This window comes from Actinopolyspora mortivallis, assembly GCF_003001495.1.
In the GTDB taxonomy this organism is placed as follows: domain Bacteria; phylum Actinomycetota; class Actinomycetes; order Mycobacteriales; family Pseudonocardiaceae; genus Actinopolyspora; species Actinopolyspora mortivallis_A.
The window spans coordinates 470656-496496 of record NZ_PVSR01000001.1 but is presented as its reverse complement, the minus strand read 5'-3'; the positions used below and the strand labels follow the sequence as shown (position 1 = coordinate 496496).

Here is a 25841-nt window from a genome sequence, read left to right as displayed (position 1 = left end):
CCGTCACCGCTTCGTCCGGCCCGGGACGAACTCCTGCACCTTGGCCTTGGTACCCGCCTTGACGACCGACCAGGCGTCGGGGTCTCCCCTGAGCAGTGCGGAAACGGTGCTTTCCATCTGCTCCCAGTTGGCCTCGGGCGGAATCGGCGGCACGGCCGGATCGGTGACGAACTCGACCAGGCATGGACGGTCGGCCCGCAGCGCCTGCTGCCACGAACCGGTGATGTCGTCGGGATCGTCCACCTTGATCCCCCGCAGTCCGAGAGACTCGGCGTAGGCGGCGTACGGAAACTCCGGCAGCTCCTGCGAGGGCAGGAACTGCGGCGCTCCGCTCATCGCCCGCATTTCCCAGGTGACCTGGTTGAGGTCGCTGTTGTTGAGCACGGCGACCACCACGCGCGGGTCGGACCACTCCGGCCAGTAGTGCGCCATGGTGATCAGCTCGTTGATGCCGTTCATCTGCATGGCACCGTCCCCGACCAGGGCGAACACCGGCCGGTCCGGATGGGCGAACTTCGCGCCGGTCGCATACGGCATGCCAGGCCCCATCGTGGCCAACGTGCCCGACAGCGAGCCACGGATGTCGCCGCGGACGCGCAGGTGTCTGCCGTACCAGTTCGCCGCCGAACCGGCGTCGGTGGTCAGGATCGCATTGTCCGGCAGCATCGGAGACAGCTCGTGGAAGACCCGCTCGGGATTGATCGGGTCGGCCGAGACGTGGGCACGGCGCTCCATGACGTCCCACCAGCCGCTCACGGTCTCCTCGACCTGCCGACGCCAGGTGCGGTCCTCCTTGCGCTGCAGCAACGGCAGCAGCTGCGACAGGGTGGCCTTGGCGTCGCCGAGCAGGTTGACCTCGAACGGGTACCGCATTCCGATCAACGTCGGATCGATGTCGATCTGCACCGCGCGAGCCTGGTCGAACTCCGGCAGGAACTGGCTGTAGGGGAAACTCGCGCCGATCATCAGCAGCGTGTCGCAGTCGCGCATCAGCTCCCACGAGGGGCGCGTGCCCATCAGACCGGACACACCCGTCACGTACGGTAGCTCGTCGCTGAGCACGTCCTTGCCCAGCAGGGCCTTCGCGACACCGGCCCCGAGCACGTCGGCGACCTGCTGGACCTCCTCGGCAGCGCCGCGAGCGCCCTGACCGACCATCATCGCCACACGCTGTCCGGAGTTGAGGACCTCCGCTGCGTGCTCCAGGGCCTCCCGGTCCGGGACCACCGTCGAGCCCGAGATCCCCAGGCTGGAGGGCACCATCTTGAACGCGTGCGTCGGCGGAGAGTACTCGGCCTCCTGCACGTCCCCCGGAATGATCAACGCGGTGAGCGTGCGCTTGGCCATCGAGGTGCGCATCGCCCGGTCCAAGGCGTTCGGCAACTGCTGGGGGGTGGAAACGAACTGCACGTACTCGCTGGCCACGTCCTTGTACAGCGAGTTCAGGTCGATCTCCTGCTGGTAGGCCCCGCCCAGCGAGGTGCTGCCCTGCTGGCCGACGATGGCCACCACGGGCACGTGGTCCATCTTCGCGTCGTACAGCCCGTTGAGCAGGTGCACAGCCCCAGGCCCACCGGTGGCCATGCACACCCCCACCCGACCCGAGAACTTCGCGTACCCCACGGTTTCGAAGGCCGCCAGTTCCTCGTGGCGCGCCTGGATGAAGCGGGGTTCGTTACCGGCTCGCTGCCAGGCGGCCAGAATCCCGTTGATCCCGTCCCCGGCGTAGGAGAACACCTTGTCCACGCCCCACTCGCGCAACCGGCGCAACACGTAATCCGACACCAACTCGGCCATCGTGACGCTCCGTTCCTTCACAGCGCGTTCGTCCGTGGCTGTCGAGCGCTTCGCGCACGCGTCCGGACGGCCAGTCTTCGACGGTGTCGTACCCGTGAACGCCTCACGCCTAAACGCGACCGGCCCACCTCGGCCGACGAGGCCACGCCCGAGCAGTGAGTCGTCGTCGGCCAGGAGTGCGAGACTGGTCGAGCACGTTCAGCGCCGCCGTGCCCGCGACACCAGCAGGCCCACCGCTCCGGCCGCCCCGAGGACCGTCGCCAGGGTTCCGTGGTGCCGGGAAGCCCACCACTGTCCACTCCGGACCTCGGACGATTCGTCGAACACACCGTGCGCTCCGTAGTCGTGTCCCGAGGAACCGTCGGCGGGGGCCCACAGGTTCGCCGCCCGGTCCGGATCGGACACCTCCTCGTTCTGTTGGGCCGCGACACCGTTGCGCGCCAGGTACCGATCCAGCAGGCCCGGTGCGAGAGCGTTGGCGATCAGCGTGGCCACCGTGCTGCCCCCGCACCAGTACTCGCGACGGTGTGGATGCTCCGCGGCGTACACCACGGCCCGCGCGGCCACCTCGGGTTGGAAGATCGGCGGCAGCGGCTGCGGGTGTTTCGGCAGGCGGGACAGCACCCACGAGAACTGCGGTGTGTTGACGGCGGGAAGCTGCACCATCGTCGTTCGAACACCGCTGCCCTCGTGCAGCAGTTCGCACCGCAGCGACTCGTGGAATCCCTGGATGGCGTGTTTGGAGGCACAGTAGGCCGACTGCAACGGCACTCCCCGATAGGCCAACGCCGAACCCACCTGCACGATCGCGCCCCGGTCACGGGGACGCATCCGCTCCAGTGCCGCTTTCGTCCCGTGCACGAAACCGAGGAGGTCCACCTCCACGACACGACGGAATTCCTTCGGGCCGACCTCGGAAAACGGTGCGAACACCGAGGTGAACGCCGCGTTCACCCAGACGTCGATCGGCCCCAGCAACCGCTCGACCTGCTCGGTGGCGTCGGTGACCTGCCCGTCGTCGGCGACATCGACCTCCAGCGGCAACGGCTCGCAGCCGGCGGCACGCACCTCCTCGGCCGCTGCCTTCAGCCCGGCACTCCCCCGAGCCAACAGGGCCACCGCCCTGGCCCGTCGGGCGTAGGCGCGAGCCACTGCCCGCCCCACACCACCGCTCGCTCCCGTGACCACGACAACCCGGGACCGTGCTGCGGCTCGCACCGGCACCCCCACCTTCCTGACAGCGCGCGCCGACCCCGGCGCACGCCCCTTGTCCGCGGAGAGGAGACGTGGAGCGGGCCCTGAGTGAGGCGTTCACCCCACGAGAGCATCCCGTGGTGGGTGGGGCCGTGGTGGCCCGCCCGGAAGGAACCCCACAGGGCACCGTCCTCACCGCCGCTGCAGGGCGTCTTCCAACTGCGCCTTGGTCATCTTCGAACGACCGCGGACACCCGCGCGTTGGGCGTCGGCGTACAGCTGGTCCTTGGTGCGTCCCCCCGGTCCGTAGCGGTTCCCGGACCGTATCCCACCCCGGCGCTGCGGTGGGATGTCCTCCGTGGCGGTCCTGCTCCGCCTCGTGGAGCTGCCCTGCTGGGCCCGGTTCTTGTTGACCGTGCGAGCAGCGATCTCCTCGGCGCGCTCGGTACTGGATCCACGCTGCCGGGTCTGCTGCTTGATGTGCTCGTACTGGCGCTCCTGCTTGTTGTTCCACGCCTGTTGCGGCATCGGTGGACACCTCGCTCTCGTGTTGGTCGACCTCGTGTTCCCGGAGTACCCGCGAAACGGTTCCTCGCAACACCGAGCGCGGCGGCACTCGGGGTTCGGGCGCGGACTTTCCGAGGTCGGCACGGAAGGGCCCACCCTCATCCGGGGTGCGTCTCACCGCCGACCGGGGCCAGGACCTCGCCCGTGTAGTAGCTGGACAGCGCCTCGGCGGCGAAGAACACGTAGGACGGGGCGATCTCGTCGGGGTGAGCCATCCTTCCCATCGGTGTCTGCTCCCCGAAGCCCTCGACCTGCTGCTCCGGCAACGTCGACGGGATCAGCGGCGTCCACACCGGGCCGGGTGCCACGCAGTTGACCCGCACCCCGCTCCGCGCGAGCGACTGGGCCAACGACTTCGTCAGGGTGTGGATCGCGCTTTTGCTCGTGGCGTAGTCCATCAGCGACTTGTTGCCGCGCAACCCGTTGACCGATCCGGTGTTGATGATCGCGTCCCCGGACGACAGGTGCGGCAGGGCCGCCCGGATCACCCAGAACGGACCGTAGACGTTCGTTTTGAACGTACGGTCGAACTGCTCGGTCGTGATCCGGCTGAAGTCCGACTCGACAGCCTGGGTTCCGGCGTGGTTGACCACGATGTCCAGGCCTCCCAGGACACTCACGGTCTCGTCGACCACCCACTGGCAGTACTCCTCCGAGGCCAGGTCACCCTTGAACAACCGGCAGCGGCGATTCCGCTGCCGCACGAGAGCCGCCGTGTGCTCGGCGTCCTCGTCCTCGGAGGTGTCGAAGTACACGATCGCGACGTCGGCGCCCTCCATCGCGAAGGCCACCGACACCGCCCGACCGATCCCCGAGTCACCCCCGGTCACCAGGGCACGCTTGCCCTCCAGCAGGCCGCGTCCCTCGTAACCGCGCATCTCGTCGTGCGGCTGCGGATCCATCTCGCCGGTGCTGCCGGGGGGCGCTGCTGCTGGGCCGGGGGTGCCTTCTCCTTGCTCGTCACGCTGGTTCCCTCCCTACGACCCCGCACACTGAGCGTTTTCGTACCACGTACGGAGTTCCCGACGAGCCCCGAGCCGAAACCGAAGGCACCGCCCGTACCAGCAGCCCCGTGTGCGGATCCGCCCCGCACCGGGTACGGAGGTGCCCAGTCCGTTCGTGACAGCGGGTGACGTGCTCGGCCACGAGTCGAGCGGCATCGGCCGACTGCGCGTGCCGCCCCACCCAAGAGCATCGACACGGTGCGGTGTCGCGCCCAGCGGGGTGCACGAAGGTGTGACAGACACGAGTCCCATGCTCACGCTGTTCGACCAGGGCGTGACGACCACGAGGTGTCAGCCACCTCAAACGGTGGATCGACGACGTCCTCCCCGGCTCGACGACCCGACCGATCCGCTCGGCGTCGACGACCTGGCCACACACGTTGGCTGGAGCAGACCCCACACGGCTACGAGATCGGAAGAAGGAGACAACGCCGTCGGTCGTCCTGCGCCCCTGACAAGGGGCCAGTCCGCCACTGCCTCAGCCGGCTCGACACGCTGCTGTGTCGGGTTCGAGTATCGGGCTGTTCTTGGTGGGAGCGTTCCGAGCGTGTGGTGAGGCCGGTCGCTCACGAACCGTCGACGCTGCCGCTGGTTCGGGGATCCGGTTCAGGTGCCCGGAACCGAGGTGTCATCGAATGCTGTGACGGACTCGTCAGTCTCATCCCCACCTCCCCGAACCCATCCGTCCCGACCACACCTCCGCACACCAAGCACAGCCTCCTCGGTCACCGCCGCACCCACCAGAGCCGTGGAAAAGACCACCGACGGGACCCACCGATCAGCGTTGAGCACTGATTCGGGACAGAGTTCCCACCACAGTGGACATCAGTGGAGATTTCGTGTTGCTCGAGACAATGGAAACCATCATTCGAAACGCTGGTCGGTGGCTGGCGAAGTACACCCGCAACGCACGGATCCGGCGGGGCCGTGGTGCGTCGAGCAGTTATGCGGCCTCGCCGCTGGTCCGGCGGACGTGAGCGCGAGTGACACGAGCGCGGTCGTGCTCGACGGGCCCGGTCGAACCCGACACGTCGTGCGGACGGGGAGTGAACGGGTTTCCTGCCTTCGTCGAGGCTACGGTGGTAGCCGCCGACGGTGCGCACGAAGTCACCGGGACGGGCACTGCGCCCGAACCAGCCCCAGAACCGCGTTTCACCACTGGCCCGGCACATCGGACCCACCAGGAAGAAGTCCTTGGCCAGGATCGCGTTGATCTCGAGCACGTCGTCCCTGGAGCGGTAGTCGGCGGCGATGTCGATGCTGAGCTTCCCCCAGGGGCGCTTGGGTTTCTTCGGGAACTGCGCACCCGCCGTCCCGTACAAGCCGATGCGGAACTCTGAACCGAACTGGACCATCGCCAGCGCGGTGATCTCGACGAGTTCGAACGACACCGCCCGAACACCACCGGCCAACCACAACGCCCCGTCGGTCACCCGAACCCACGGATTCGGCCCGTCCAGCAGTGTCCTGAGCAGTTGCTCGGGCGGCGGGGTGAACGTGGCAGGCCACCACCGCCATACCGGCTACCGCGAAGGAGAACCCCTCCAACTGCTTGCGCACGAACGCTCCGACCACCTCGACAGGAGGTCGGGCGTAGCCGACGCTGATCCCGTCCAATCGGGGCCATGGGCTCCTGGACGTGTCGATAGGAACCTCAAGTCCGAGACCGTGCCTCGCGAAGCACAGTCCCGCTGCCACGCCTCGACATCGACCAGGATCAGGACTGTTCTCCCGTCGCAGCCGAGCCCGACCCGGTGCACGCGGAGCGAGCCGAGGGTGCACTGCACCTCCCACCACGCCATCGCCACCGGATTGCCGGTCACCACCCGGGGATCCTGTCCGATCGCCACCACCATCACCGGACCATGGGCCGACTCCCCCCCCCCGGGGGGGGTCGGTGCGAGTGGAGTCTGCTTGCCCCGCTGAACGGCTACCTCCAGCGACTTGCGTTGCAAACCCACGGTCACGACCGCACCGACGTACAGGCCCTGTGGCAGTGCCCCCTCCGGCAGACGCAAGGACGTACTCAACAGCGCGAACAACTTGTTGATCTCCTTGGCGCGCGATGCCGAGATCCGCTGAGAGGCGGCTCGTCCGGAGAACGCCCGTACCTCGGCAACTCGCGAGTCCGGAAGCACGGAATCGAGCAGTGGGATCGACACCCCGAAATCCGGGGTGTCGAAGCGTGCGATCAACACCCACGACTGCCGAATCGATCAGGTCCAGCACACGTCTGCCATCGCCGGGGTCCGCGAACGCACTCCTTCGGGCGTGACCGAGTAAATCGCCAGGGTGGTTCTTCTTTCGTTGTTCCGACGGAGCAGCCGGGGTATGAAGTAGGTGGACAGAGGCGTGCCGCCGAGGAAGGTCCGGCTGCCGTCACCGTTGGTCCGGTAGACCTCGTAATGGTGGGCGCGGAACGCCGAACTGACCGGTTTCCACGCGAGGCGGACCGCACCGGTTGCGGTGCCGGCCTCGGGTTCGGAGGAATTGTCCTGCTCTGCTGCGGTGTTGGTGTGATGGAGTCGCGCGCTGAACGCGCGCGGAGCCGGCGGGACTTCCACGGTATGGTCGTCGTGGAGTCGAAGCTGGCCCAGTCGTACCGCGACGTTGTCTATCGTCGTGGCAGCGCTGAGCCGAAGCCCGAGACGGGCGATCATCGTGCCCGCTCCCGGAGCGTGCGAACCGGCGAGTGCGGTTTTCCACTCCTGCCAGCGGGTTCCACTGAGTCCGTGTAGGTCGAACTCGACGTCTTCGGAGGTGTTCCCGTCCTTGACGAAGGTGACGACGGCTTTGAGAATCACCGACATGGCACCCGCTGCCTGCACCATGAACGACAGCGTCGTGTTCTCCCCGAGTGGAACCCACGTCTGGTAGAGCCATGCGGTGGCGGGTTTGTTCTTCTCCAGCTTTCCGCTGAACAAGATGGACGTGGCACCTTCGTAGGCATCGGTGAAATCGAAACTCGCCGTCAGGGCGGGTCGGTCTCCTTCGATGTACCAGCGGTACGTGGGCAGCACGTCCTGAAGTGCGAGGTTGTTCCAGGCAGCGGTGCTTACTTGGTGGCCGTCGGCCCAGTAACCGTTTCCGTGACCGGTGTTGAAGTTCGTCGTGAAGGGGGACGACAGCACCGGCGTGGATTCGGCGATGTAGTGGGCGATGCCTTTCGATTCGCTCGTACCGCGTGACCAGAACTTCTCCTCGCGTTCGTGGAACGTGCCCGGGTCGGTCAGAGTGCTTACCGGTGGATCGGGCCGGTGCAGGGCCAGTGACGTGAGATGGTTCGCCGTGCCGGTGGCGTTTCCCGGCAACGCCGTTTGGCATCTCGTGTCGTCGGGAAACTGGCCCTCCTGCACGTCCAGACCCGCGCAAACCTGGTAGGGACTGCGCTCGAGACCGGTCGCCAACGCGGCTGAGCGCTCCAGTTTCGCCTTGTTCCACCCGTAGTCCAGAAAGATCGACCGCGAGAGCGCCGAGTTGCCGTGGTGGAAGAACATCACGTTGCGCGCGTTGAGCTCGCACTCGTGGGAGACCGTTCCGTCGTCGACCATGCTGTCGTACCACATGAATTCGAGCGCTCCACCGCTTCGCCATCTGGCGTGGGCGAGGAAGTCACGAAACGAGTTCGCAAGTGCTCGCCCGCCGAGTTCGCCACCCGCGGGAGTTTCCTGGTTGATGAACCAGCCTTCGAAACCGTAGAAATCCGCGATCTCGACCAGTTTGTCGGCGACGGGATAGGAACCACCGTCCCGGCGCACGAACTGGTGCAACCAGGCGCTGCGGCCTCCGGCGACGGTTTCGGGAAAGAAGACGTTTCCGTAGACTCGGACCCCGTTGCGGTGCGCGGCGTCGATGACGTGCCCGTTCGGGGCGAGGATCAGTCCCTCGTCGGCAGCGCCTCCCCAGAAGACCAGTGTGTCCACGTACTGCCAGAAACCGAACGCGTAGTAGGCGGCCGTGGCTGAACCCTGGGACGGGTTGTTCGAGGTCTCGGCGAACCTCGCCAGCGAATACACCCGGCCTTGGTGCGCACGGGCGTAGGAGTCGGAACGAAACCGAGCGTCCTGACGACGGGGCTGCAACGGCACGCTGGACCGATTGAACGGAGCGTCCGGATCCGTGCGCGGGTCCCAGTCCAGGATCGTGTCGGGATGCCAGAACGACGCGTAGGGCTGCCCGGACAGGAAGTACTGACCTGCGCCCTGCCCGGTCGTCCGCGGGTCGTCCTGCATGGCTGTACCTCCTGAACATCCCGAATCGAGCACGCGTACGCGTGATTTCCAAGATCTATAGGACCGTCCGCGCAGCCTACTTTCACCGACAAACGATCCTGGCGCCTCCAGTATCCGACGCAGGACAGCGGGCGCATGCCGGAAAACCGGTATATCACTGACATGAGTGACTCGCGTCTCGCCAATGTCATCCGGAACATTCACCTGGATGTGATGACATTTCGGCGCTATTCCAGTAATTGACACGATCCCCTGCCGATCGTGACCAGATGACAACGTCCCAGCGCGTGTGAGACGGTTCATGACGAAACTGTCGACGAAGGATCGTGGACGAACGCGATTCGCCTCCGTCTTTCAGCAGTTTCTATCCGGGCTAATGGTCCGCGTAGAAGAAGAACAGCACGCTGGTCGTCGTCGACGCCGGTTCGACCAAGAACCGCCTTCTGGTCAGAAAGAACCTCGCCGAGGTGATCGGCTACTACTACGGCGCGGCCGGAGACGAGATCGGCTGTCTGGTGCTCACCCACCCGGATAACGCCACCGCCGCCCCGAAGATCGCGGTGGACGAATCCCGCTGGGGATCGGCATGAGTGCCGAGGCGCTTTAGAAGCGGGCGTTGCACGTTCAGATCCGCGGGGAATCGTGGACAGTCGCCGACAAACTCGCACTGGAATCGGTGCGGTTCGACATCTCGGAACGGGCCGTCGAGTGGATTCGGCCGGCTGGTCGTCTTCTCCGCGGTCGGCAGCGGCGGCGTGCTCCTACTCGAGGCCGAGTACTCGGCCTCGGCGAAGAAATGGCTGTTCGTCGTTCAGGGGCGCGACCTGGCTCCACGGTCGCTGCTGGCGCTGTTCGGGGCGAACCTGCCCGAAGTGCTCGCCGGGCTGACGGTCGACGATGTCGTTGTGGAGTTCGACCACCTCGTCACCGCGATCACCGTTGTCTGCTTCGCCGACCTCACGATGGACGGTAAGAAGGCCACGTTGCACTTTCGATCGGCCTGAGCCCGAAAACCGGAGAAGGTTACGGAACGACACTGAGCGGGTCGGTCCACGTGCCCGCCCCCGTCCAAGGACCAACCTTCCCGAGATGTGGTCTTCAAGGTGAGCCGGTCACAGGGCGAGGCACTGGTGGCCTCGTGGCAGGCGGACACCGGAGCAGAACTGCGCTTCGTCGACCTCGCACGCGCCTTCGGGATCACAGATCCCGGTCTGGTGGACCCCGGTCGACGTCCGGGTGTCGAAAGCCGACGTCGCGTTCTCCAGAAGCCGGTCTGGCGTGGTCGGCGACAACCCCCAAGGCACAACTGGCGGGTTTCCTTGAGTACGAACAGAAATCGTGACCGACGAGGGACGTGATCGCGGCGCTCGGGCCACTTGAACCCAGACACTCCGCAGTCCACAAGTAACGGGTTCGGTAACGGCCAACAGTATCCTGTCCTCACGGCGCGCACGGTTCTCGGCGGACACTCCTCCGCAGCCTCCCCCGTGACGGTTTCCGTGCTCACCGTCCCGGCAGGTTCCACAGCAGAACCATCGGGGGTACTCACACCACACGAGTGTGCTCGTACACCGACGAGAACACACCGACTCACCAACCGAGACACGGCCTCGGCTCGCCGCACCGGCTGGATCTCCCCGATCGGGACGTACACCCCTACCTGCGCGGTCACGAGTTCGTGATTGCTCCTCACGGAGGATCCGACTACGCACAACCGGCTGAGGTACGATCTGTGTCCGCAATGTCACACAGGATGATCCATCCGAGGGAGCTGCGAGGAGTGGCGAGCATGGTCGGTGGCACCGTCCGTGGACGCGTGGAACAGGGTGAGCCGGAGACACCGCGTTCGTCTGTTCGAGTATGACGTCATGCCACTCTTCCTTTGTACGTCACTGCGTTGAGGACCTTGATGTCTGCACTGCTACCTACTGCCGGCTGTCCTGAGGACAAGGGTCCTGAGGGGCGCTCGGATCAAGCTGCCACGGATCTACGGAACCGCATCCTGTGGCTTGCTCTGCTGCCAGCGGTGCCTCTGGTCGTCGCGCTGGGCGCTGTCACGACCATGCTCGTGACCGCCGACCGGTCGTTCTCGGCAGCAGCGCTCACCCTGTGCGCGCTGGCGATCGCCTCGGCCCTGCTGATCGGTTTCGTCACCGTCAAGCGGGCCGGGAACGGTGTCGGGCAACTCCGGCGAGAGCCCGAGGCGGTCAGCGGCGGCGATGCCGTCCCCGCTGCTGACACGGCTTCTGCGGCCGAGGAGCCTTCCTCCCCGTCACACGGCAACGACGCGCTCCAAACCGCCTTCGCCAAGTTGGCGCGGGGCCTGGAGGCTATGGCCGACCGAGCGATCACCGAAATCGACGAAGCCGAACACCAGGTAGAAGACCCCGATCTTCTCGCACGCCTGTTCCGCGTGGACCACCTCGTCAACCTGTCCCGCCGACAGGCGGAAAGTCTGGCCATACTCGGCGGCAAGGCACCGCAGCGGCAAACGCAGGAGGATGTGAGCCTCCAGACCGTGCTGCGTTCAGCCGTGGCTGAGATCGAGCACTACTCCCGAGTGAAGATGACCGCAGTCGGAGGGATGCTCAAGGGGCCCGCCACCGCTGAGGTGATTCACCTGCTGGCGGAGCTGTTGGAAAACGCCACCCAGTTCTCCAGTGACAACACTCCTGTGGTGGTGCGGACCGAGACCGTCACGGCCGGCGTGGCCATCGAAATCCAAGACCGTGGTCTCGGTATGACGAGCGAGGAGATCCATCGGTACAACCGCCTGCTCGAGGACGCCGATCGGGTCGAGCTCGACGAGCTTCTCGCGGACGGACGGATCGGACTGTCGGTGGTCCGAGTCCTCGCTCAGCGCTACGGCATCAGGGTTCGTCTCCAGAGGAGCATCTACGGAGGGATGGAGGCAGTCGTCCTTCTGCCGGACAGCTTGCTCACCACCCCGCCCCGAGAACCCGCGCAGCCCGGTCCCGCCACCCACGATCCGACGACCACCCCGCCACCTGCCAGCGGGCCACCACCGCCGGTTTCCCGGTCCTACGCTCCCAGCCGGATGCAATGGACCGGCGAGGTAACGGAGCCAACTGCCGGCCCCTGGCCCGGAGAACACACACCGACACCGCCCGCTTCCGAACCGGCACCGACGTCACGGCTGGCGCCGGGTGCTCCCCCCTCGGCAGGGACGACGAGCTCCCCCGCGGGCGCGCATCGCCGTCGAGGCGACGCGTCACAGCTTCCCCAACGCAGGCCCGGCACGGACAACCTTCCGGAACCACTGCGGGCACCACGGGAGAACGTCACCCCGATCCCTGGCCACAACACGGGGTTGCTGAGCGCCTTCAGCCAGTCCGAGACCGATCAGTCAGCGTCCGCAGAAGACCGACACGACCCCTCGACGTCCGCCTGAAACGCCCCAAGGAGCCGACCGTGACCCAGCCACAGGATCTGACCTGGCTGCTCGCGAACCTGGTCAACCAGGTTCCCCACACCCGAAGCGCCCTCTTACTGTCCACCGACGCGATCCCGCGGTTCTACTACGGTCTGGACCGCGACGACGCGGACCGGCTGGCTTCCCTGGCCAGTCCCCTGTGCTCACTGGTCCAGGAAGTGGGCAAGTGCTTCGGGGGTGGACACGGGATGCGCCAAGCCAATGCGGAACTCGGTGACGGCAGTATCCTGGCGATCACGGCCGCCAGCGCCGGCAGCATTCTGGCTGTCCTGGCCGACGGCACGGTCAACGCCGGGGTTCTCAGCTACGAGATGCAACAGCTCGGCAAGAAAGTGCCCAGCAGTCTGGCCACGCCGCCACGACACTTCTCGGCGGAGGAGAGTCGGCCGGTATGAACGAGTTCGATCGTCACCCGCCGCGGGAACAGGGGGTACGCCCCTACCTGGTGACCAACGGGCGCACCCACCCCAGCGCGCCACTGGACCTGCTGTCCATGGTGTGCAGCACCGGACAGGTTTCTCACGACGTGCTGGGGCCCGAGCACTCCCAGACGTTGCGGTTGTGCCGCTCCCCGACCACGGTCGCCGAGGTAGCAGGGCACTTACGACAGCCCGCCGTGGTCGTCAAAATCCTGCTTTCCGATCTCATCGGCACCGGTGCGGTCACCACTCACGATCCCACCGCGACCGCTGACGTCACCCCGGACTTGATCGAGAAGGTACTCCATGGGCTTAGAAGCCGACTCTGACGTGTTCCCCTGGCAGCTCAAGATTCTCATCGCGGGCGGGTTCGGTGCCGGGAAGACCACCTTCGTCGGCGCGTCCAGTGAGATCGAGCCGTTGAACACCGAGGAACACCTCACCACGGCCAGTCTCGACACGGACAGTCTGGCCGGTGTGGAACGCAAGTCCACCACCACGGTGGCCCTGGACTTCGGTCGCATCACCTTCCCCGAGGACAACATCGTGCTGTATCTGTTCGGCACCCCGGGCCAGGAGCGCTTCTGGTTCATGTGGGACGAGTTGTCCCGCGGCACCGTCGGTGCGATAGTGCTGGCCGACACGCGTCGGCTTCAGGACTGCTTCGGATCGATCGAATTCTTCGAGCAACGAGGGATCCACTTCCTGGTCGCCGTCAACGAATTCGACAACGCGATGTACTACACCCCCGACGAGGTCCGTAACGCTCTCGCGCTGCACCTGAGCGTTCCGCTGGTGATGTGCGACGCCCGCGACTCCCACTCCACGACGCGGACACTCATCACGCTGCTCGAACACGTACTGACGACGTCGTCACAGCACCCCGTCAGCTAACCCCAGGGAGAACATGATGTCTGCCACCAACATGCGCCTCGTGGCCACCCCCCCGGATCCGCACGTTCAGCACCGAATGGAACGTTTGCGCGAACTCGGCATCCGAGAGGAACCGGATCCACAGTTCGACGCCGTGGCGCGCCGGCTCGCCGATGCCGCGGGCGCCCCCTACGCGATGGTGAACATCATCAGCGGCCAGCGGCAGTACTTCACCGGGCTGTACACACGAGCCGAATCCCAGACCAGTGCCGCGATGGAAGCGGCGCAAACGGCTGTGTCACCGGGACGGGAGATGCCGAAAGACCACGGGTTCTGCCCGCACGTGGTGGCCCGCGGACTGCCACTCGTCCTCGGCGACGTCTGCTCCTACCCACGGTTCACCAGCAATCCCGTGGTGGACCAGATCGGGATCCGGTCCTACATGGGAGCTCCGCTCATCGACCACACCGGCCTCACGCTGGGCACGGTCTGCACCGTCTCGCCGGAGACCCAGTCGTGGGGCCGGCCCGAACTGGAGACGATCAAAAGCTTCGCGACCGAGGTGATGGAGCTGATGCACGGCCGCGAACGCCCGTGACCCGTGTGACGACGGAGGGACGCACAGCGCAGCTGCTCCTGCGGGGCCCACAGGGGCACCCGCCGCTCGGCACCTCACAGCGTTGAGGATCCGTGTCCGCCACGGTAGGTACACACTGGCGGGCACGGACCCCGACCAGCGTTGTCAGCCCGAACGTGGAAAGACACCGAGCCGGGAGGCCAGTCGTTCCGACCACGGGGTACGCGAGGTCCCCAGGGCCGTTTCGGCCAGCCGCAACCGTTGAATGTCGGAGGTTCCGGCCGGGGCGAAGATGTGGTGGGCGTCGCGGAGGTAACGTTCCACCGGGCTGTCGGTGCCGAGCCCGTGCGCGGCGTGCACCTCCATCGCGGTCCGTGCCGAATCGAGCGCGTACTCCACGTTGACGAGTTTGGCGTTGATCAACTCCGCGTCACACGGCATGGCGTTGTCCAGCAGGTGCGCGGCGTGATAGGCGGTCAGCTGGGCCGTCATCAGCTGGGACTGCATCTGCCCCAGTTTCTGCTGGACCGTCGGCAGCTGGGACAGCGGTTGCCCGTAGCGGTACTGCCGCTCCGCGAAGGCGACGGTCTCCTCCACCAAGGCACGGTGGATGCCCAGAGCGACGGCAGTCAGGTTGGGCCGCCCGTAGAGGATGCTGGAGCTGTAGGCCACCGCCAGGCCCTGTCCTTCGTCGCCGAGTCGGTTCTCGGCGGGGATGCGGCACTCGTCGAAGACGAGCTCTCCGTAGCTGAACCCGTGCAGCCCCATCGACTCCTGGTGCTCCCCGAGGGAAAACCCGGGCCGGTCCGGTTCCACCAGAAACGCCGACAATCCCCGAGAGCCCTCCCCGGTGCGAGCCACCACCCCGTGCAGATCGCCCACGTGGCTGTTGCCCACGAAGACCTTGTGCCCGTTGAGCACGTACTCGTCGCCCTCGCGACGCGCGGTCGCCGTCATGCCGAGTACGTGGCCGCCGGATTCGGGCTCGGTGACAGCGATGGTTGGCAAGCAGCGTCCCGCGCTGATCTCCGGAAGCCACTGGTGCTGCTGCTCCGCACTCCCGAAGTGCAGGATCTTCGCCACCCCCAGTTGGGAGGCCTGCACCATGGCACCCATCGCTCCGCTGACCCGCGAGAGCTCTTCGATGATGATGGACTTCGCCAGATGCCCCAAGCCCATGCCACCGTACTCAGGCCCGATCGTCACCCCGATCCAGCCCTGTTCGGCGATCAGACGGGAGAGCTTGTACTGGACCGACCTGTAGCGCTCCATCTCCGGAACGTGCGGGCGCACCTCGGTCTCAGCGAAGCGACGCACCTCGTCACGAAGACGATCGTGACTCGCAGTGGTGAACAGGCTGTCCATCGAGACTGCAACGTTCATGCTTCTCCAATACCCGGTCCGGGCCGTCGCTGCCTGCCGTCTGGGGTGCACGGATGATCAACAGGCTCGCACGAGTGCTCCAGGCGAGGTACCACCTTCATGGGGATTGACCCGAGAACTCGCACCACGCGACACGCGGACTCCGCGACAGGTTCCCCTCCGGCTCTGCCCGAGGGGCGACCTCGTCGAGGGGACGGCCGGGAAGGGGGTGAATGCGGTGCGGATAGTCGGTGGTCGTTGGAGGTACGGGCTTCGGCTGTGACGGCGAACGCGTTCGGAACGGGTTTTCCGCGGGTCACCCCCGTGCGACGACCACTGCCGCCTGCGTTCGGTCTTCGGCTCGAACGATCCCTCCCGGACACGGGGGCCACGGGTTCGACCGGGCCGACCTCGGTGGTCACCGTCTCCGACTGAGTGCCGAGGCGGGCGTTCCCGCCGTCGCGGTCGGGCCTCTCATGCTTGTCGTAGTCGAGGTGCTCGCTTCCCTCGAACTCGGGGTCTGCTTCCAGGATCGGCTTGGTCAACTGCTGCAACAGGTCACCGTGTTCGACCGGATCCACCGACGCGGGGAAACCCCCTCGACTCCCCCGCAGCTGCTCTCCGGCCGAACCTTCCAGGCAGCGTGGTTACACCGCTAGATCTACGCTCCGGACGTGGTCAGCGGCGGGACACCAGAAACAGCCCCCTACCGGCCTCGATCAACACCGCGTTGTCGAACACCCGGATCGTCAACCGGTGGCCCGGCCACCACTCCAACACCGCGATCATTCCGGAGTCGGCCAACCGGCCACGTTCCGGCATCACCGCGAGCCCAGTCTCCCAGCACGGGCACCACGCCAATGGTCTCGCCAGTACCCCGGCTCCGAGCCCGACACACCACCGATACCCGCACGAGCACCGGACACCGAAGGGGCCAGGCCGGGAATCACCGACTCGGACACACGCCTCACCCGGGACACCAGCACTGGAAGGACGATGAGAGGAAACAGCTGACGCGACACCACGCACCAACTGTCAAGAAAAGAAGAAAAAGAATCACCTACTGTGGGAGGGATCCCACACCACGGTGTCGGAGGGGCGCGCTGCGCACTATCCACCCGGATCAGGCTTCCCGGAGTGGCATAACGAGTGCACACGCAATCACCCTTGATGTCTCCCATGCACTCGCCCAGTACCTGGCCGGGTTGTTGCACGCCGAACGCCGCTGGCGGGCCACGCCCAGCGGGACACAGAAGTTGAGCTGTTTCTGGCAGACCGTGGGGTTACGTTGGTTCCGCGACCGCACTCGCCCGGACCGGTTGGCGTGCGACCACGGGATGTCACGGGCGACGAGCTATCGCTATTTCGATGAGGTCATCGCCGAGCTGGCGGCTCACGCACCGAACCGACAGCAGACACTGCAGCGCGCCCAGCAACAGCATTTGGCTTACATCATCCTGGACGGCACGATCATCACCACCGACCGGTTGACCGAGGAGATCACCAGTGTGCAGGGACAACCCCTCGACCTGTGGTATTCGAGAAAAGCCAGCACCCACAGCGACACCATCCAAGCGCTCTCCGCTCCCGACGGATAGCCATTATGGAGGCCGACGTCGAGCCCGGCTCCGCCCATGCCCTCACAGCTGCCCGCGAACACACCCTCGGTGCGCTTTGCGCCGCCGCCTCCCATGGACTGCCCACCCTGGAGACGCCGACTACGACGGAGCCGACATTGGCGTGCACACCCCATCAAGCAAGCCCGCCGGCAACCAGATCCTCGACCTCAACACCCGCGCCTGCAACGCCCTACTCCATGGGCTACGCAATCTCGGCGAACACGGCTTCGCCCTACTCACCCAACGCTAGCACACCCTGGACAACATCACCGCCAGCCCCCACAAAAACGGCGACATCACCCAAGCCGCACTCGTCCTCACCCACTACGAACACGGTATAATATAACTCGTTGGTATCATTTCAATCAGACAATCCACCTCGCATCCCCATCACTAACCACCAGAACAGATACAACCCATTAAAGGAATTTTGGCTGATCGAAATGCCACAAAGGAACCAAAATAAAAATGCGGTATATAGTTTTCTAATCGGCAGATTTGGCCTGACTTTCTGCTTAGATCAAGTTCATTATCGGAACTTTGGGTGCTGACGGCTCCATATCAAACAAGATTCAGAGACTGGCAGATATCCATTACGAAAGGAAAATCAGTGTCTATTGAAACTGGTGCCGTTCTGACCGTGGATCTTGCAGTGTTGACCCCTGGAATCGGTGGCTGGGAAGTGCTGTTGACAAAGCGAGGTAAAGAACCGCATCGGGACGCTTGGGCGCTGCCCGGTGGGAAGGTTGGCTATGTCGAGCCACCTGATGTTGCGGTCTGCCGGGAGCTCGCCGAAGAGACCGGGGTATCGCTGCAGCAGCACGACTTGATGCCGCTGGCCTGGTACGCAGATCCGAACCGTGACCCACGCGGCCGTTATATCAGTCTCTCCTACGTTGCTCTGTTGCCTCAACAGCCCACTGCCCAGGCCGGCAGTGACGCGGCGGATACCCGGTGGTGGCCACTAGACCCGGCCGAATTGCCCACACTAGCTTTCGACCACGAAACGCCCCTCACTGCCGTACGTCGCCTCATCCCGCGTGACTGCCCCGGTACACTGACACTACGCAGGCCCGTACAGACCGATACATCTGCAGTCATTGATCTGCACCACCACGCGCTCAACGCGGCCGGCGCCAACGCCGGACCGGGACCCTGGGACGAAGATCTGGAAGACATCCCAGCCCACTATCTGCACGAGGGAGGTGAGTTCGTTATCGGATCCCTCGGCGGTTTCCTGCTCGCCATGGGAGCTCTCCGTCACGCATCTGACGATATCGGGGAAATCAAACGGATGCGAGTCCATCCCCGATGGCAAGGTCGAGGTTTCGGCCGTCGGGTTTTAGAACACTTGGAGCGACGCGCTACCGAACTCGGTTACCGGCGCCTGATCTTAGACACCACCGAGGACCAGCACGCTGCCCTCTCCCTTTACCGACGCCATGGCTACCGTCAGACAGGCGAGGATACTGTGGCAGGCCTGTCGTCGCTGCTCTTCGAAAAGCGATTGTAGCCCCCTGTTGACCAGGCACATGAACCGTACTGGGCAGACTGTGGACCGCATGCTGTCTGCACTGGCTACTCGACGGATCATAGGCTCATGAGGCTTATTCATGGAGGTCAGACGGCTTCGTAGTGGCACAACCGAGCAGTTGCGCCGTGCGACGGCAGCGTTGTGGCCAGGTCGTTCAGGAGACTTCCGACGCACCGCCGCGTAACACGCGTTCATCGCATGCCGATGCTGTGATCTCGCTGAATAGGCCTCACTGAACTACAGCTGGTGAGGCCGAAGCTCTGCCACTGCTGACACCGGGATAAGACGAGTAACCCAGCTGGTACCATATGTTTAGCTGTCCCGTGTGTCCCGGCGAAGCCTGCGCGGGACAGCTCGCCGGGACAGGTCTACAAGCTTGGTGAACTGCGGAAACGTCCCATATGAGCCAGGTGGGACGGGGACGTGGTGGATGTCCCAGCTGTCCCCGAGCCCCGGACACGGAGAGCGGGGACGGCCGCTGAGGCTGGGACGGGACACGTGCACACGATCGGGCAGCGCTCTCTCGAGAGTACCCGCCGCTACAGGCGTCGGAGGCCGTTGAGGACGCGGTTCAGCAGGGTGAGGGAGGGTGTGTAGATCTCACCGCGGAGGACGGTCACGTAGCCGACCGGTTCGCTTGTGTGGTGGTGTTTGCCGTTCGTGCTTCGTCCGGGGTGCGGGGTCAACGGTGCTCGTCTCCGATGCTTTTGCGCACGAGCTGAAGCAGTTCTTCGAGAATCTCAACCAGCTCCACAGCCTGCGCGGTGCTGTACCGGTCGCCGGAGACATCGTGGGCGGCGTCTTCGAGCAACCATTGTGCTTTGCGCATCGAGACAGCAAGGAGGGATTTCGACGGAGAGTCGTCCGGAGCGCCTTCGACGACGCTCGTCGCTGTCGTCGAACCGGACGGTTTTGCGGCGAACGCATCAGACAAGTCACCGGGCACAGTCGCACTCGCACCGCGCATTTCGCCGAGCTTGTTTCCGTTTCTCGCTCCCCCGTTCGTCGCGCCCATGACCAGCATCAAGCACGGAACACACGGGGCTCCTGGAGACGCTTGTCCCGTCTCCGGCGTCGCGCCGGGCTCAGCGACTCCTTCCATCTCCGCTGGGTCGAACTCGGTACGGCACCACGACCACAGTCCTTCCCCTGCGGACTGGTCCTCGCAGTGCGCGACACGTTGGCGCTCGCCCACGATGCCGCTCCGGTACTGAAACCACCGCATTCCCTCGTCCACAGCTGATCTCCAGTCGTAACGGACCGCGGGCGGAGCCGGACTGCTCAACCGGCTCCGCCCGCGACCGGATGTCCGGCAGCGGCGTCTATGAGGCGAAGCGCGCCGCTGCCGGACGGTTCGGAAAGGACCACGCCTCGCGCGGTCCGTGGCAGACTGACGACAACCGGTCAGCGGCAACGGAGCACCAGAACGACTTGCGCACGACATCGCGACGACACGAGACCGACCGGGCAGCACGAAGGAGAACGACAGTGCGGACTTTTCGGACCGTGCTCGAACAAAGAATCCGGGAGCGCCGACAAACCCTCGAAGAGTTCACCGAGTACGCCGAGACGTTCGCCCGTGAGCACGGTGAGCCCGGAACACTTGGGCTACGTCATCTGCAACGTCTCGCATCCGGCCGCGGGACCGGCGGAAAACCACTCGGTCCGGTTCGCCCGGCCACGGCTCGACTGCTCGAACGCATCTTCGATGAGAGCATCGACGACCTTCTCGCCGAACCATCCGTCCCCGTACCCTCCAGCGAGTTCACGAGCGGCCGTTCTCAGCTCATCGCAGGGCAACTTCCCAGCACCACGGGGACAGCCTTGCGGGAGCACTCCACGAACACCGGGCTGGAGACGGCCTGTGACTGGCTCGATCAGCGCGCGCGGTGGTCATCCCGGGCAGCAGAGCAACAAGTACGGTCACAGCTCGCCCAGTCGCCCCCGACAGACCTGCACGACTGGCACGCGCAGCGGGGCAAGGTGGGCCGCAGCCAACTGGTCGACGCATTGTCCGACTACTACGGACCCGCAGAGACACGGCGGAACACGTACCACGTGCGATGTGACGATCGCGAGATCGCGACCAGCATCCTCACGCGCCCGGACTGGCTCGACCTGGCGTGCCCACTGGCTCCGGACAACGACCGATTGACGTTCACAACCACCACCGACCACGCCGCTCCCGGCGAGTTCGATGCGGCTCGCGCGGTGGACCGGCTCACCGAAGCCGCCGCCCTGGACGTGCGGATCTCCAACGAGCCGCTGTACCGGTTGCTGGACGTCGACAACGGTTGGTGGAAACCCTTGGGGATCACGGCCAGGCTCTCGGCAGCGTTGATCACCTGGTTGGAACGCTGTTGGACGAGCAAGGCGTAGTCTGCTTCGCCGCGGTAGGGGCTGGCTGGGCGGGCGATGGCGCACAGGGCGAGCGTTCAACCTGCGCAGAGCCGTCCGGGCAGGTCGAGAACCGAAGCGAGATCCGGGAGATACCTGTCGCGGAGGGGCAGCGAGCCGGAGTGGGTCGCGTTACCGGACGCGAGCGCATCGACCAGTTCCCCTTCGAGGAGATCCGCGGTCAACGCGTACTCGACGAAGTGGGCGATACCGACCGAACCGGAAATCAATCCCTTGCTGATGTCCGTTCCGAGGAGCGGGTACAGAGGCATGTCGACGAGTCGGGGTCCCAGCGTCAGGGTCTCGGTCAATCGTTCAACGGCGTGTTCCGCGGCTTCCGCGTCCAACGATCTGCTGGAATCCATCGCGGCTCGGGTGACGGTGAGCCGATCATTGGCCGCGACCAGTGAAGCGTCGAGATCCAACCATTCGGGGCAGGTGAGGACACTGCTGGTGATCCCACCATCCCGACCGCAGGTAGCGCCGTAAAGGCCGTAACTTCGGGTTCTGTCGCCGTAGTACTCGCTCAGGGCTCGCGCGATGTCGCGTTGGTTCACGCGTCCGCGTCGCTTTCCGCGATCCTGCAACGAGTGGGCGTTCTGACCAACCAGCCTCGCAGCGGTCTTCCGACGAGCCGTTCCCGGTTGCCAACCGCTCTGGCGGTCGAGCCAGTCCAGTGCGGCGACGATGTTCTGATCAGAGCTGAGTCGCTGCTCGGCCTCGGTTACCGCTTCGTCGCGCTCCCCGTCGCTTCGAGCGCGCTCGTCGTCCGACGAGTCGGACATGAGGGCTGCGAACCGCTCCCTGACCGACGGGGAGGCTTGTTCCAACGCCGTGTCGAGAAGTTGTTGCATCTCGGACTTCGGTCGCAGATTCGGCTTCTGATGCCACGTGGCGACCGTCCTGACGGCGATTCCCAGGCGTTCCGCGAACGACTCGTTACTCAGCCGTAAAGCTGACTGTAACGCGCAGGCACTACGTCCTGTCCAATCGCTCGTCTGCTCCATGCCTCACGCCTCCACAAATGCGTCGTGCATCGAATCTGCACCGCTCGTGCACCGTAATTGCGTCGTCGATTCATGGGGATCAACGCGAATGTCGGATGAAATCAATGGCATGGAAAAGCCAATTCCGACACAGAAGTGAGACCGGCGCTATCGAGTCGTTCGGACATGCTCGACCACCGTGTTCAGGTCGGCTCTCAGACCGTCCACGCGCTCGGTGAGCTCGGACAGCCGTTGTTCGATCCCGTCCAAACGAGCCCGGAGGGCGTCATCATCGCCCTCAGCTTTGTCCGGTTCGGGTGGCCTGCGTCCGTGCAACACGGCTTCGAGGTGCTTGGGATGCCAACCAAGCGTGACGGACAGCGACTCCAACGTCCGCTGACTCCGACGCCGTTCGACCGTGTGGTGCTGGATCTCCCGGACTATCGCTTGCGAGACCAGGGAACGATCCGCGAGTTCCCGTTGACGCCACCCCAACGCTTTTACGCGCTCGTCGATGGCCGCGGCGACTGCCGCCCAGTCTTCTGACACTTATTCCTCCGCGCTCCGCCTCAGCGCCGAGGCTAACGGTTCTCTTCCAGCTCCACGTAACGACATTTCATTCATCGCCCCGTGGATCACACGTCATTCCACAAACGCGCTGAAATCAGTGCAAAATCGCTGAAATCATCAACCAACTAAGGATTCTCATGCGTTTCGCCATGTCCGAAGTCAGGCGTTCGGACTGCTACACGATCCGAGAAGTCGCCCTGATCCTCGATGTCGATCCCTTACGGGTATCGCACGCGATCCGAGCCGGGAGCCTCCGCGCCGTGCTGCGGAGCGGTCGGCTGCTGATCCCGGCCAAGGCGCTCATGCAGGCACTCGACGGTCCGACCGACCACGGGGAAACCAGCACCGGAAGCAACCGGCGGTCCGGAGGTGGTCTGTGATGACGAATTCGTACGACGACCTCCGACTGATCGGCATCGCGTGGCGGTTGGACCGGCTGCGCTGGGTGCCACGTGCCGCACTCACCGAGCTCGTCCAGCGCGACGGATCCTGCATGTGGCCCTCGCCCGCGGATGAGCGGCCACCGGGCCACGAGCACCCCATCACGGACGCGGAACTCGCCGCACTGCTCTGCGCGGGGTGTCCGGTGCAGGACGAGTGCCTGGAGCTGAAGTTGCGCGCGGAAGGCGAACACACGCTCGGGGTTTGGGGAGCTCTGTCCCAGGACGACCGCCGAGAACTCCATCCGCACTGGCTCCGCCGCGGAGAGCGCGCCGAGGACACCGAAGGAGGTGATGCGTGGTGACCGTGCACCTGACCCCACTCAGGTACTCGCCGCTCTCGGTGTCCTGCTGAACCTGGTGTTGGTGCTGGTCCTCTCCTGGCGCTTCAGCGTGCGAGCCGCCCGACGAGCCGCGGACACCGACCGCACCGGTACGCGCCTCATGTCGCTGACCGGACGAACGGCACTCACCGCCGCGGGAATCGTGGGCGTGCAGTGGATCGTGATCACTCACCCCGGGAACACGACGTTGTTGCTGGTCGTGCTGGGACTACCGGCGATGATCGCGTCGTACACGCTCACCCGGGCTCTGACGGTACTGACGGAGGAGACCCCTCGTTCGAGGCGTGATCGGCGATGAACGAGCAGGACAGGAGTCTTCGCACCACGACCACCGCCGCGGAGATCGAGCCGCACGTGTTCGAAGGCGAGCTGGTCGAGGACGTTTCGGGGGTTTCGACGTCGAGGCTGTGGCGGCGGTTCGTGAACCGGTGGCAGCGTTCATCACGCGTACCGGCAGCTCTGAAGTCACGACAGGCCGCGAAACAAGCGGGTCAGGACGCCACGGCGTTCGCGCTGCGAGCGCCGTGGCGGTTCACCACCACGGCTGGTCGGGGACTGTTGGCGGCCGTACGCGGTTGGCGTCGATGGGTTCGGGTGCACGACTACCGGGAGGCCGCCGAGCACTCGGAAAAGCTCGCCGACAAGTTCACCGAGATCCGCGCCCTGACGCTGTTCCGCTGGAAGGTCACGGTGGCCGTGACGATCACAACCGCCGTGCTGGTCGCCGTGGCCGATCTCCTCTACGGCTCTGCAGCGCTGTGGATCACGGGGAGCTGTTCGCGGCCGCGCTGGTGTTCCTCGGGCGTCGCAAGGACGGATCACCGGGACGGAAACCGTCCCTGTCCGGGTCGAGGACACTGGCTTGGACGATGGACCCGCAACTCCTCGTCGATGCCTTGCGCGACGCGAAACTGATCGGCAAGGACGAATCGTTGCGGCTGGTCGAGCGAGCCGCGCACGACGGAACGGGCTGGGCGGTCACCGTCGACCTCCCGGCCACCCGCAAAGCCGCCGATGCGATCAAGAACCGGGAGGCGCTGGCAGTGGACGAGATGCAGCTCATCGTTGAGCGGGTGCGCGGTCGCGGTGGTCACGCGGGGCGGGTCTTTTTCTGGATCGCCGACGAGGACCCGTACTCAGGACCACCGGTCCGCTTCCCGCTGCTCGACGCGAAGCGGTGGGACGCGTGGCGCCCGATCCCGTTCGGGCAGGACGCGCGGAACCGGCGAATCGACCTGCAGCTCGTGTGGACGTCGTTGGTGGTGGGCGCGATCCCACGACAGGGGAAGACCTTCGCCGCACGGCTTCCGGCCGCCGGACTGATCCTGGATCCGTACACACGGCTCTACGTCTTCGACGGCAAGGGCGGCAAGGACTGGGAGGCGGCCGCAGCCGTCGCGCACCGCTTCGTCCGCGGTGACGAACTCGAACATGTCGAAACCGTCCGTGACCGTCTCGTCGAACTGGTCGCCGAGGTGCAGTCCAGGTTCACCAAGATGTCTGCGTTGGACGACGAGGTCTGTCCCGAATCGAAGATCACCCCGAGTATTTCCCGAGATCCCGAGCTCGGAATGCCGATCACTGCCGTGATCATCGACGAGGTTCAGGTCTACTTGGAGAACACGACGCGGCAGGACGTGGGCGGAAAGAAGACCACGCTCGGCGCCTACATCACCGACCTTCTCGCCTACCTCGCCCGGAAGGGACCGGCGGTCGGGATCGTGGTCGTCCTCGCCACCCAGCGACCGGATTCGAACACGATCCCTCCGCGACTGCGCGCCGTGCTCGGTTCCCGGTTCGCGCTGCGCGTCATGGACTGGCGGGACTCCAACATCGTGCTCGGGGAACAGATGAACACCCGCGGCTACGATGCCTCTGGGCTGCTTCCCAGACACAAGGGAGTCGGCATCCTCCGCCCGGACTCCGAGTCCGACACCGGCTCCGAGGTACTCGCCGTGACCGTGCAGACCTACTACATGGACAACGCCGAGTGGCGGAGCATCTGCACCCGCGGCCGAGCGCTCCGCGAAACCGCCGGAACCCTGGGCGGACACACCGCCGGTGACGACAGCCTCCAAACCGTCGACCAGAGCAGCGTTGTCCAAGCTCTCGGCAGCGACACCGGCGGCTGGAGCGGACGCGAGTCCCTGGAATTGACGGAACCACTGGCCTCCGTCGTGAGCTACCTCGGTGGTGATCTCGATCCCGGGGTACGTGAGTTCGTCCCCACCGCCGAGCTGACCGAGGCGCTCGACGCGGAACCGAGCACGTTCGCCCAGCGGATGGGTGAGTTCGGCTGTCGCCCCGTCCGGCATCGCGTCCAGAACGGAGACGGCGACACACGCCGGGTGCGTGGTTACCTCACGGCCGAGATCCGCGCGGCCGTCGAGCGTGCGGCGAACGATGAAATCAGCTCTCCTGACGACGGGGACAGCGATCCGTCATGAACAGTGCTGATCGAAAGGAGCAAGC

At 65.4% G+C, this 25841-nt stretch carries 24 protein-coding genes and 2 pseudogenes; 15 read left to right on the top strand and 11 right to left on the bottom strand.

Going from position 1 to position 25841, the window contains the following annotated elements; all coding sequences use genetic code 11:
• Positions 1–3: 3 nt before the first annotated feature.
• From CEP50_RS02285 to CEP50_RS02255, 6 genes and pseudogenes are all read right to left on the bottom strand, one after another.
• On the bottom strand, positions 4–1797 hold the full coding sequence (locus tag CEP50_RS02285; RefSeq protein WP_106112291.1) for a thiamine pyrophosphate-requiring protein: 1794 nt from the start codon (positions 1795–1797) through the stop codon (positions 4–6).
• A gap of 198 nt (positions 1798–1995) precedes the next feature.
• A complete protein-coding gene (locus CEP50_RS02280; protein ID WP_106112290.1) occupies positions 1996–3015 on the bottom strand; it encodes an SDR family oxidoreductase in 1020 nt (339 codons plus the stop codon).
• Positions 3016–3183: 168 nt separating this feature from the next.
• Positions 3184–3519 (bottom strand): plasmid stabilization protein, encoded by a 336-nt coding sequence (locus tag CEP50_RS02275; RefSeq protein ID WP_106112212.1) that lies wholly within the window; start codon positions 3517–3519, stop codon positions 3184–3186.
• Between the two features lie 137 nt (positions 3520–3656).
• Positions 3657–4460: an SDR family oxidoreductase gene (locus CEP50_RS02270; protein WP_106112211.1), complete on the bottom strand. Its 804-nt coding sequence runs from the start codon at positions 4458–4460 to the stop codon at positions 3657–3659.
• A gap of 827 nt (positions 4461–5287) precedes the next feature.
• Positions 5288–6040: pseudogene (locus CEP50_RS20805) on the bottom strand (DUF6603 domain-containing protein); the annotation flags it as partial.
• Positions 6041–6778: 738 nt separating this feature from the next.
• Positions 6779–8794 (bottom strand): endo-beta-N-acetylglucosaminidase, encoded by a 2016-nt coding sequence (locus CEP50_RS02255; RefSeq protein WP_219905269.1) that lies wholly within the window; start codon positions 8792–8794, stop codon positions 6779–6781.
• 467 nt (positions 8795–9261) lie between these two features.
• Between CEP50_RS02255 and CEP50_RS20430 the strand changes: the two genes are divergently transcribed.
• The 7 genes from CEP50_RS20430 to CEP50_RS02220 all read left to right on the top strand — a co-directional run bounded on the left by CEP50_RS20430 (position 9262) and on the right by CEP50_RS02220 (position 14138).
• Complete coding sequence (locus tag CEP50_RS20430; protein ID WP_258174682.1) at positions 9262–9384, top strand: hypothetical protein; 123 nt, start codon at positions 9262–9264, stop codon at positions 9382–9384.
• Between the two features lie 165 nt (positions 9385–9549).
• Entirely contained in the window at positions 9550–9798 is a 249-nt protein-coding gene (locus CEP50_RS02250; protein ID WP_106112207.1) for a hypothetical protein, read from the top strand.
• 905 nt (positions 9799–10703) lie between these two features.
• Positions 10704–12206: a sensor histidine kinase gene (locus CEP50_RS20250; protein ID WP_146134721.1), complete on the top strand. Its 1503-nt coding sequence runs from the start codon at positions 10704–10706 to the stop codon at positions 12204–12206.
• A gap of 20 nt (positions 12207–12226) precedes the next feature.
• Positions 12227–12643 carry a roadblock/LC7 domain-containing protein gene (locus tag CEP50_RS20245; protein ID WP_219905268.1) on the top strand — a complete coding sequence of 139 codons (417 nt, stop codon included), beginning with the start codon at positions 12227–12229 and terminating at the stop codon, positions 12641–12643.
• Positions 12640–12996 carry a DUF742 domain-containing protein gene (locus tag CEP50_RS02230; RefSeq protein WP_106112203.1) on the top strand — a complete coding sequence of 119 codons (357 nt, stop codon included), beginning with the start codon at positions 12640–12642 and terminating at the stop codon, positions 12994–12996. The genes CEP50_RS20245 and CEP50_RS02230 overlap by 4 nt, the downstream gene beginning before the upstream one ends.
• Positions 12974–13561, top strand: a complete 588-nt coding sequence (locus CEP50_RS02225) for a GTP-binding protein (RefSeq protein ID WP_106112202.1) — start codon at positions 12974–12976, stop codon at positions 13559–13561. The genes CEP50_RS02230 and CEP50_RS02225 overlap by 23 nt, the downstream gene beginning before the upstream one ends.
• A 16-nt stretch (positions 13562–13577) precedes the next feature.
• Positions 13578–14138 (top strand): GAF domain-containing protein, encoded by a 561-nt coding sequence (locus tag CEP50_RS02220; RefSeq protein WP_106112201.1) that lies wholly within the window; start codon positions 13578–13580, stop codon positions 14136–14138.
• Positions 14139–14282: 144 nt separating this feature from the next.
• On the opposite strand, the gene CEP50_RS02215 is transcribed toward CEP50_RS02220, so the two are convergent.
• Positions 14283–15482, bottom strand: a complete 1200-nt coding sequence (locus CEP50_RS02215) for an acyl-CoA dehydrogenase family protein (protein WP_106112200.1) — start codon at positions 15480–15482, stop codon at positions 14283–14285.
• Between the two features lie 473 nt (positions 15483–15955).
• Between CEP50_RS02215 and CEP50_RS02210 the strand changes: the two genes are divergently transcribed.
• Complete coding sequence (locus CEP50_RS02210) at positions 15956–16138, top strand: hypothetical protein (protein WP_106112199.1); 183 nt, start codon at positions 15956–15958, stop codon at positions 16136–16138.
• A 19-nt stretch (positions 16139–16157) separates the two neighbouring features.
• Here CEP50_RS02210 and CEP50_RS20005 read toward each other — a convergent pair whose 3' ends face one another.
• Positions 16158–16301 carry a hypothetical protein gene (locus CEP50_RS20005; protein ID WP_181188163.1) on the bottom strand — a complete coding sequence of 48 codons (144 nt, stop codon included), beginning with the start codon at positions 16299–16301 and terminating at the stop codon, positions 16158–16160.
• 383 nt (positions 16302–16684) lie between these two features.
• Between CEP50_RS20005 and CEP50_RS20240 the strand changes: the two genes are divergently transcribed.
• Entirely contained in the window at positions 16685–17077 is a 393-nt protein-coding gene (locus CEP50_RS20240; RefSeq protein ID WP_219905266.1) for a hypothetical protein, read from the top strand.
• 631 nt (positions 17078–17708) lie between these two features.
• Positions 17709–18611: a GNAT family N-acetyltransferase gene (locus tag CEP50_RS02200; RefSeq protein WP_146134720.1), complete on the top strand. Its 903-nt coding sequence runs from the start codon at positions 17709–17711 to the stop codon at positions 18609–18611.
• A 703-nt stretch (positions 18612–19314) separates the two neighbouring features.
• On the opposite strand, the gene CEP50_RS19745 is transcribed toward CEP50_RS02200, so the two are convergent.
• A complete protein-coding gene (locus tag CEP50_RS19745; RefSeq protein WP_146134719.1) occupies positions 19315–19656 on the bottom strand; it encodes a hypothetical protein in 342 nt (113 codons plus the stop codon).
• 464 nt (positions 19657–20120) lie between these two features.
• Here CEP50_RS19745 and CEP50_RS20000 point away from each other — a divergent pair, with 464 nt between their 5' ends.
• Positions 20121–21011 carry a hypothetical protein gene (locus tag CEP50_RS20000; protein ID WP_181188162.1) on the top strand — a complete coding sequence of 297 codons (891 nt, stop codon included), beginning with the start codon at positions 20121–20123 and terminating at the stop codon, positions 21009–21011.
• Positions 21012–21067: 56 nt separating this feature from the next.
• Here CEP50_RS20000 and CEP50_RS02185 read toward each other — a convergent pair whose 3' ends face one another.
• Positions 21068–22036 (bottom strand): hypothetical protein, encoded by a 969-nt coding sequence (locus CEP50_RS02185; protein ID WP_146134718.1) that lies wholly within the window; start codon positions 22034–22036, stop codon positions 21068–21070.
• 147 nt (positions 22037–22183) lie between these two features.
• Entirely contained in the window at positions 22184–22564 is a 381-nt protein-coding gene (locus CEP50_RS02180; protein WP_084134173.1) for a transcriptional regulator, read from the bottom strand.
• Positions 22565–22722: 158 nt separating this feature from the next.
• On the opposite strand from CEP50_RS02180, the gene CEP50_RS02175 reads away from it, so the two are divergent.
• The 4 genes and pseudogenes from CEP50_RS02175 (at position 22723) to CEP50_RS02160 (ending at position 25816) form a co-directional block, all read left to right on the top strand.
• Positions 22723–22965, top strand: a complete 243-nt coding sequence (locus CEP50_RS02175; RefSeq protein WP_106112195.1) for a DNA-binding protein — start codon at positions 22723–22725, stop codon at positions 22963–22965.
• Positions 22965–23330 (top strand): WhiB family transcriptional regulator, encoded by a 366-nt coding sequence (locus CEP50_RS02170; protein WP_106112194.1) that lies wholly within the window; start codon positions 22965–22967, stop codon positions 23328–23330. Before CEP50_RS02175 ends, CEP50_RS02170 begins: the two co-directional genes overlap by 1 nt.
• Positions 23320–23667, top strand: a complete 348-nt coding sequence (locus CEP50_RS02165) for a hypothetical protein (protein ID WP_106112193.1) — start codon at positions 23320–23322, stop codon at positions 23665–23667. The genes CEP50_RS02170 and CEP50_RS02165 overlap by 11 nt, the downstream gene beginning before the upstream one ends.
• Positions 23664–25816, top strand: a pseudogene (locus tag CEP50_RS02160) (cell division protein FtsK). The gene CEP50_RS02165 and the pseudogene CEP50_RS02160 overlap by 4 nt, the downstream one beginning before the upstream one ends.
• The last annotated feature ends 25 nt before the right edge of the window (positions 25817–25841 follow it).

Coding starts and splice junctions, on each gene's coding strand:
- CEP50_RS02285 (WP_106112291.1), bottom strand. CDS start 1,797: ATGGCCGAGTTGGTGTCGGATTACGTGTTGCGCCGGTTGCGCGAGTGG.
- CEP50_RS02275 (WP_106112212.1), bottom strand. CDS start 3,519: ATGCCGCAACAGGCGTGGAACAACAAGCAGGAGCGCCAGTACGAGCAC.
- CEP50_RS02270 (WP_106112211.1), bottom strand. CDS start 4,460: ATGGATCCGCAGCCGCACGACGAGATGCGCGGTTACGAGGGACGCGGC.
- CEP50_RS02255 (WP_219905269.1), bottom strand. CDS start 8,794: ATGCAGGACGACCCGCGGACGACCGGGCAGGGCGCAGGTCAGTACTTC.
- CEP50_RS20250 (WP_146134721.1), top strand. CDS start 10,704: ATGTCTGCACTGCTACCTACTGCCGGCTGTCCTGAGGACAAGGGTCCT.
- CEP50_RS02230 (WP_106112203.1), top strand. CDS start 12,640: ATGAACGAGTTCGATCGTCACCCGCCGCGGGAACAGGGGGTACGCCCC.
- CEP50_RS02225 (WP_106112202.1), top strand. CDS start 12,974: ATGGGCTTAGAAGCCGACTCTGACGTGTTCCCCTGGCAGCTCAAGATT.
- CEP50_RS02220 (WP_106112201.1), top strand. CDS start 13,578: ATGTCTGCCACCAACATGCGCCTCGTGGCCACCCCCCCGGATCCGCAC.
- CEP50_RS02215 (WP_106112200.1), bottom strand. CDS start 15,482: ATGGACAGCCTGTTCACCACTGCGAGTCACGATCGTCTTCGTGACGAG.
- CEP50_RS02210 (WP_106112199.1), top strand. CDS start 15,956: ATGCTTGTCGTAGTCGAGGTGCTCGCTTCCCTCGAACTCGGGGTCTGC.
- CEP50_RS20005 (WP_181188163.1), bottom strand. CDS start 16,301: ATGCCGGAACGTGGCCGGTTGGCCGACTCCGGAATGATCGCGGTGTTG.
- CEP50_RS19745 (WP_146134719.1), bottom strand. CDS start 19,656: ATGCTGGTCATGGGCGCGACGAACGGGGGAGCGAGAAACGGAAACAAG.
- CEP50_RS02185 (WP_146134718.1), bottom strand. CDS start 22,036: ATGGAGCAGACGAGCGATTGGACAGGACGTAGTGCCTGCGCGTTACAG.
- CEP50_RS02175 (WP_106112195.1), top strand. CDS start 22,723: ATGCGTTTCGCCATGTCCGAAGTCAGGCGTTCGGACTGCTACACGATC.
- CEP50_RS02170 (WP_106112194.1), top strand. CDS start 22,965: ATGACGAATTCGTACGACGACCTCCGACTGATCGGCATCGCGTGGCGG.
- CEP50_RS02165 (WP_106112193.1), top strand. CDS start 23,320: ATGCGTGGTGACCGTGCACCTGACCCCACTCAGGTACTCGCCGCTCTC.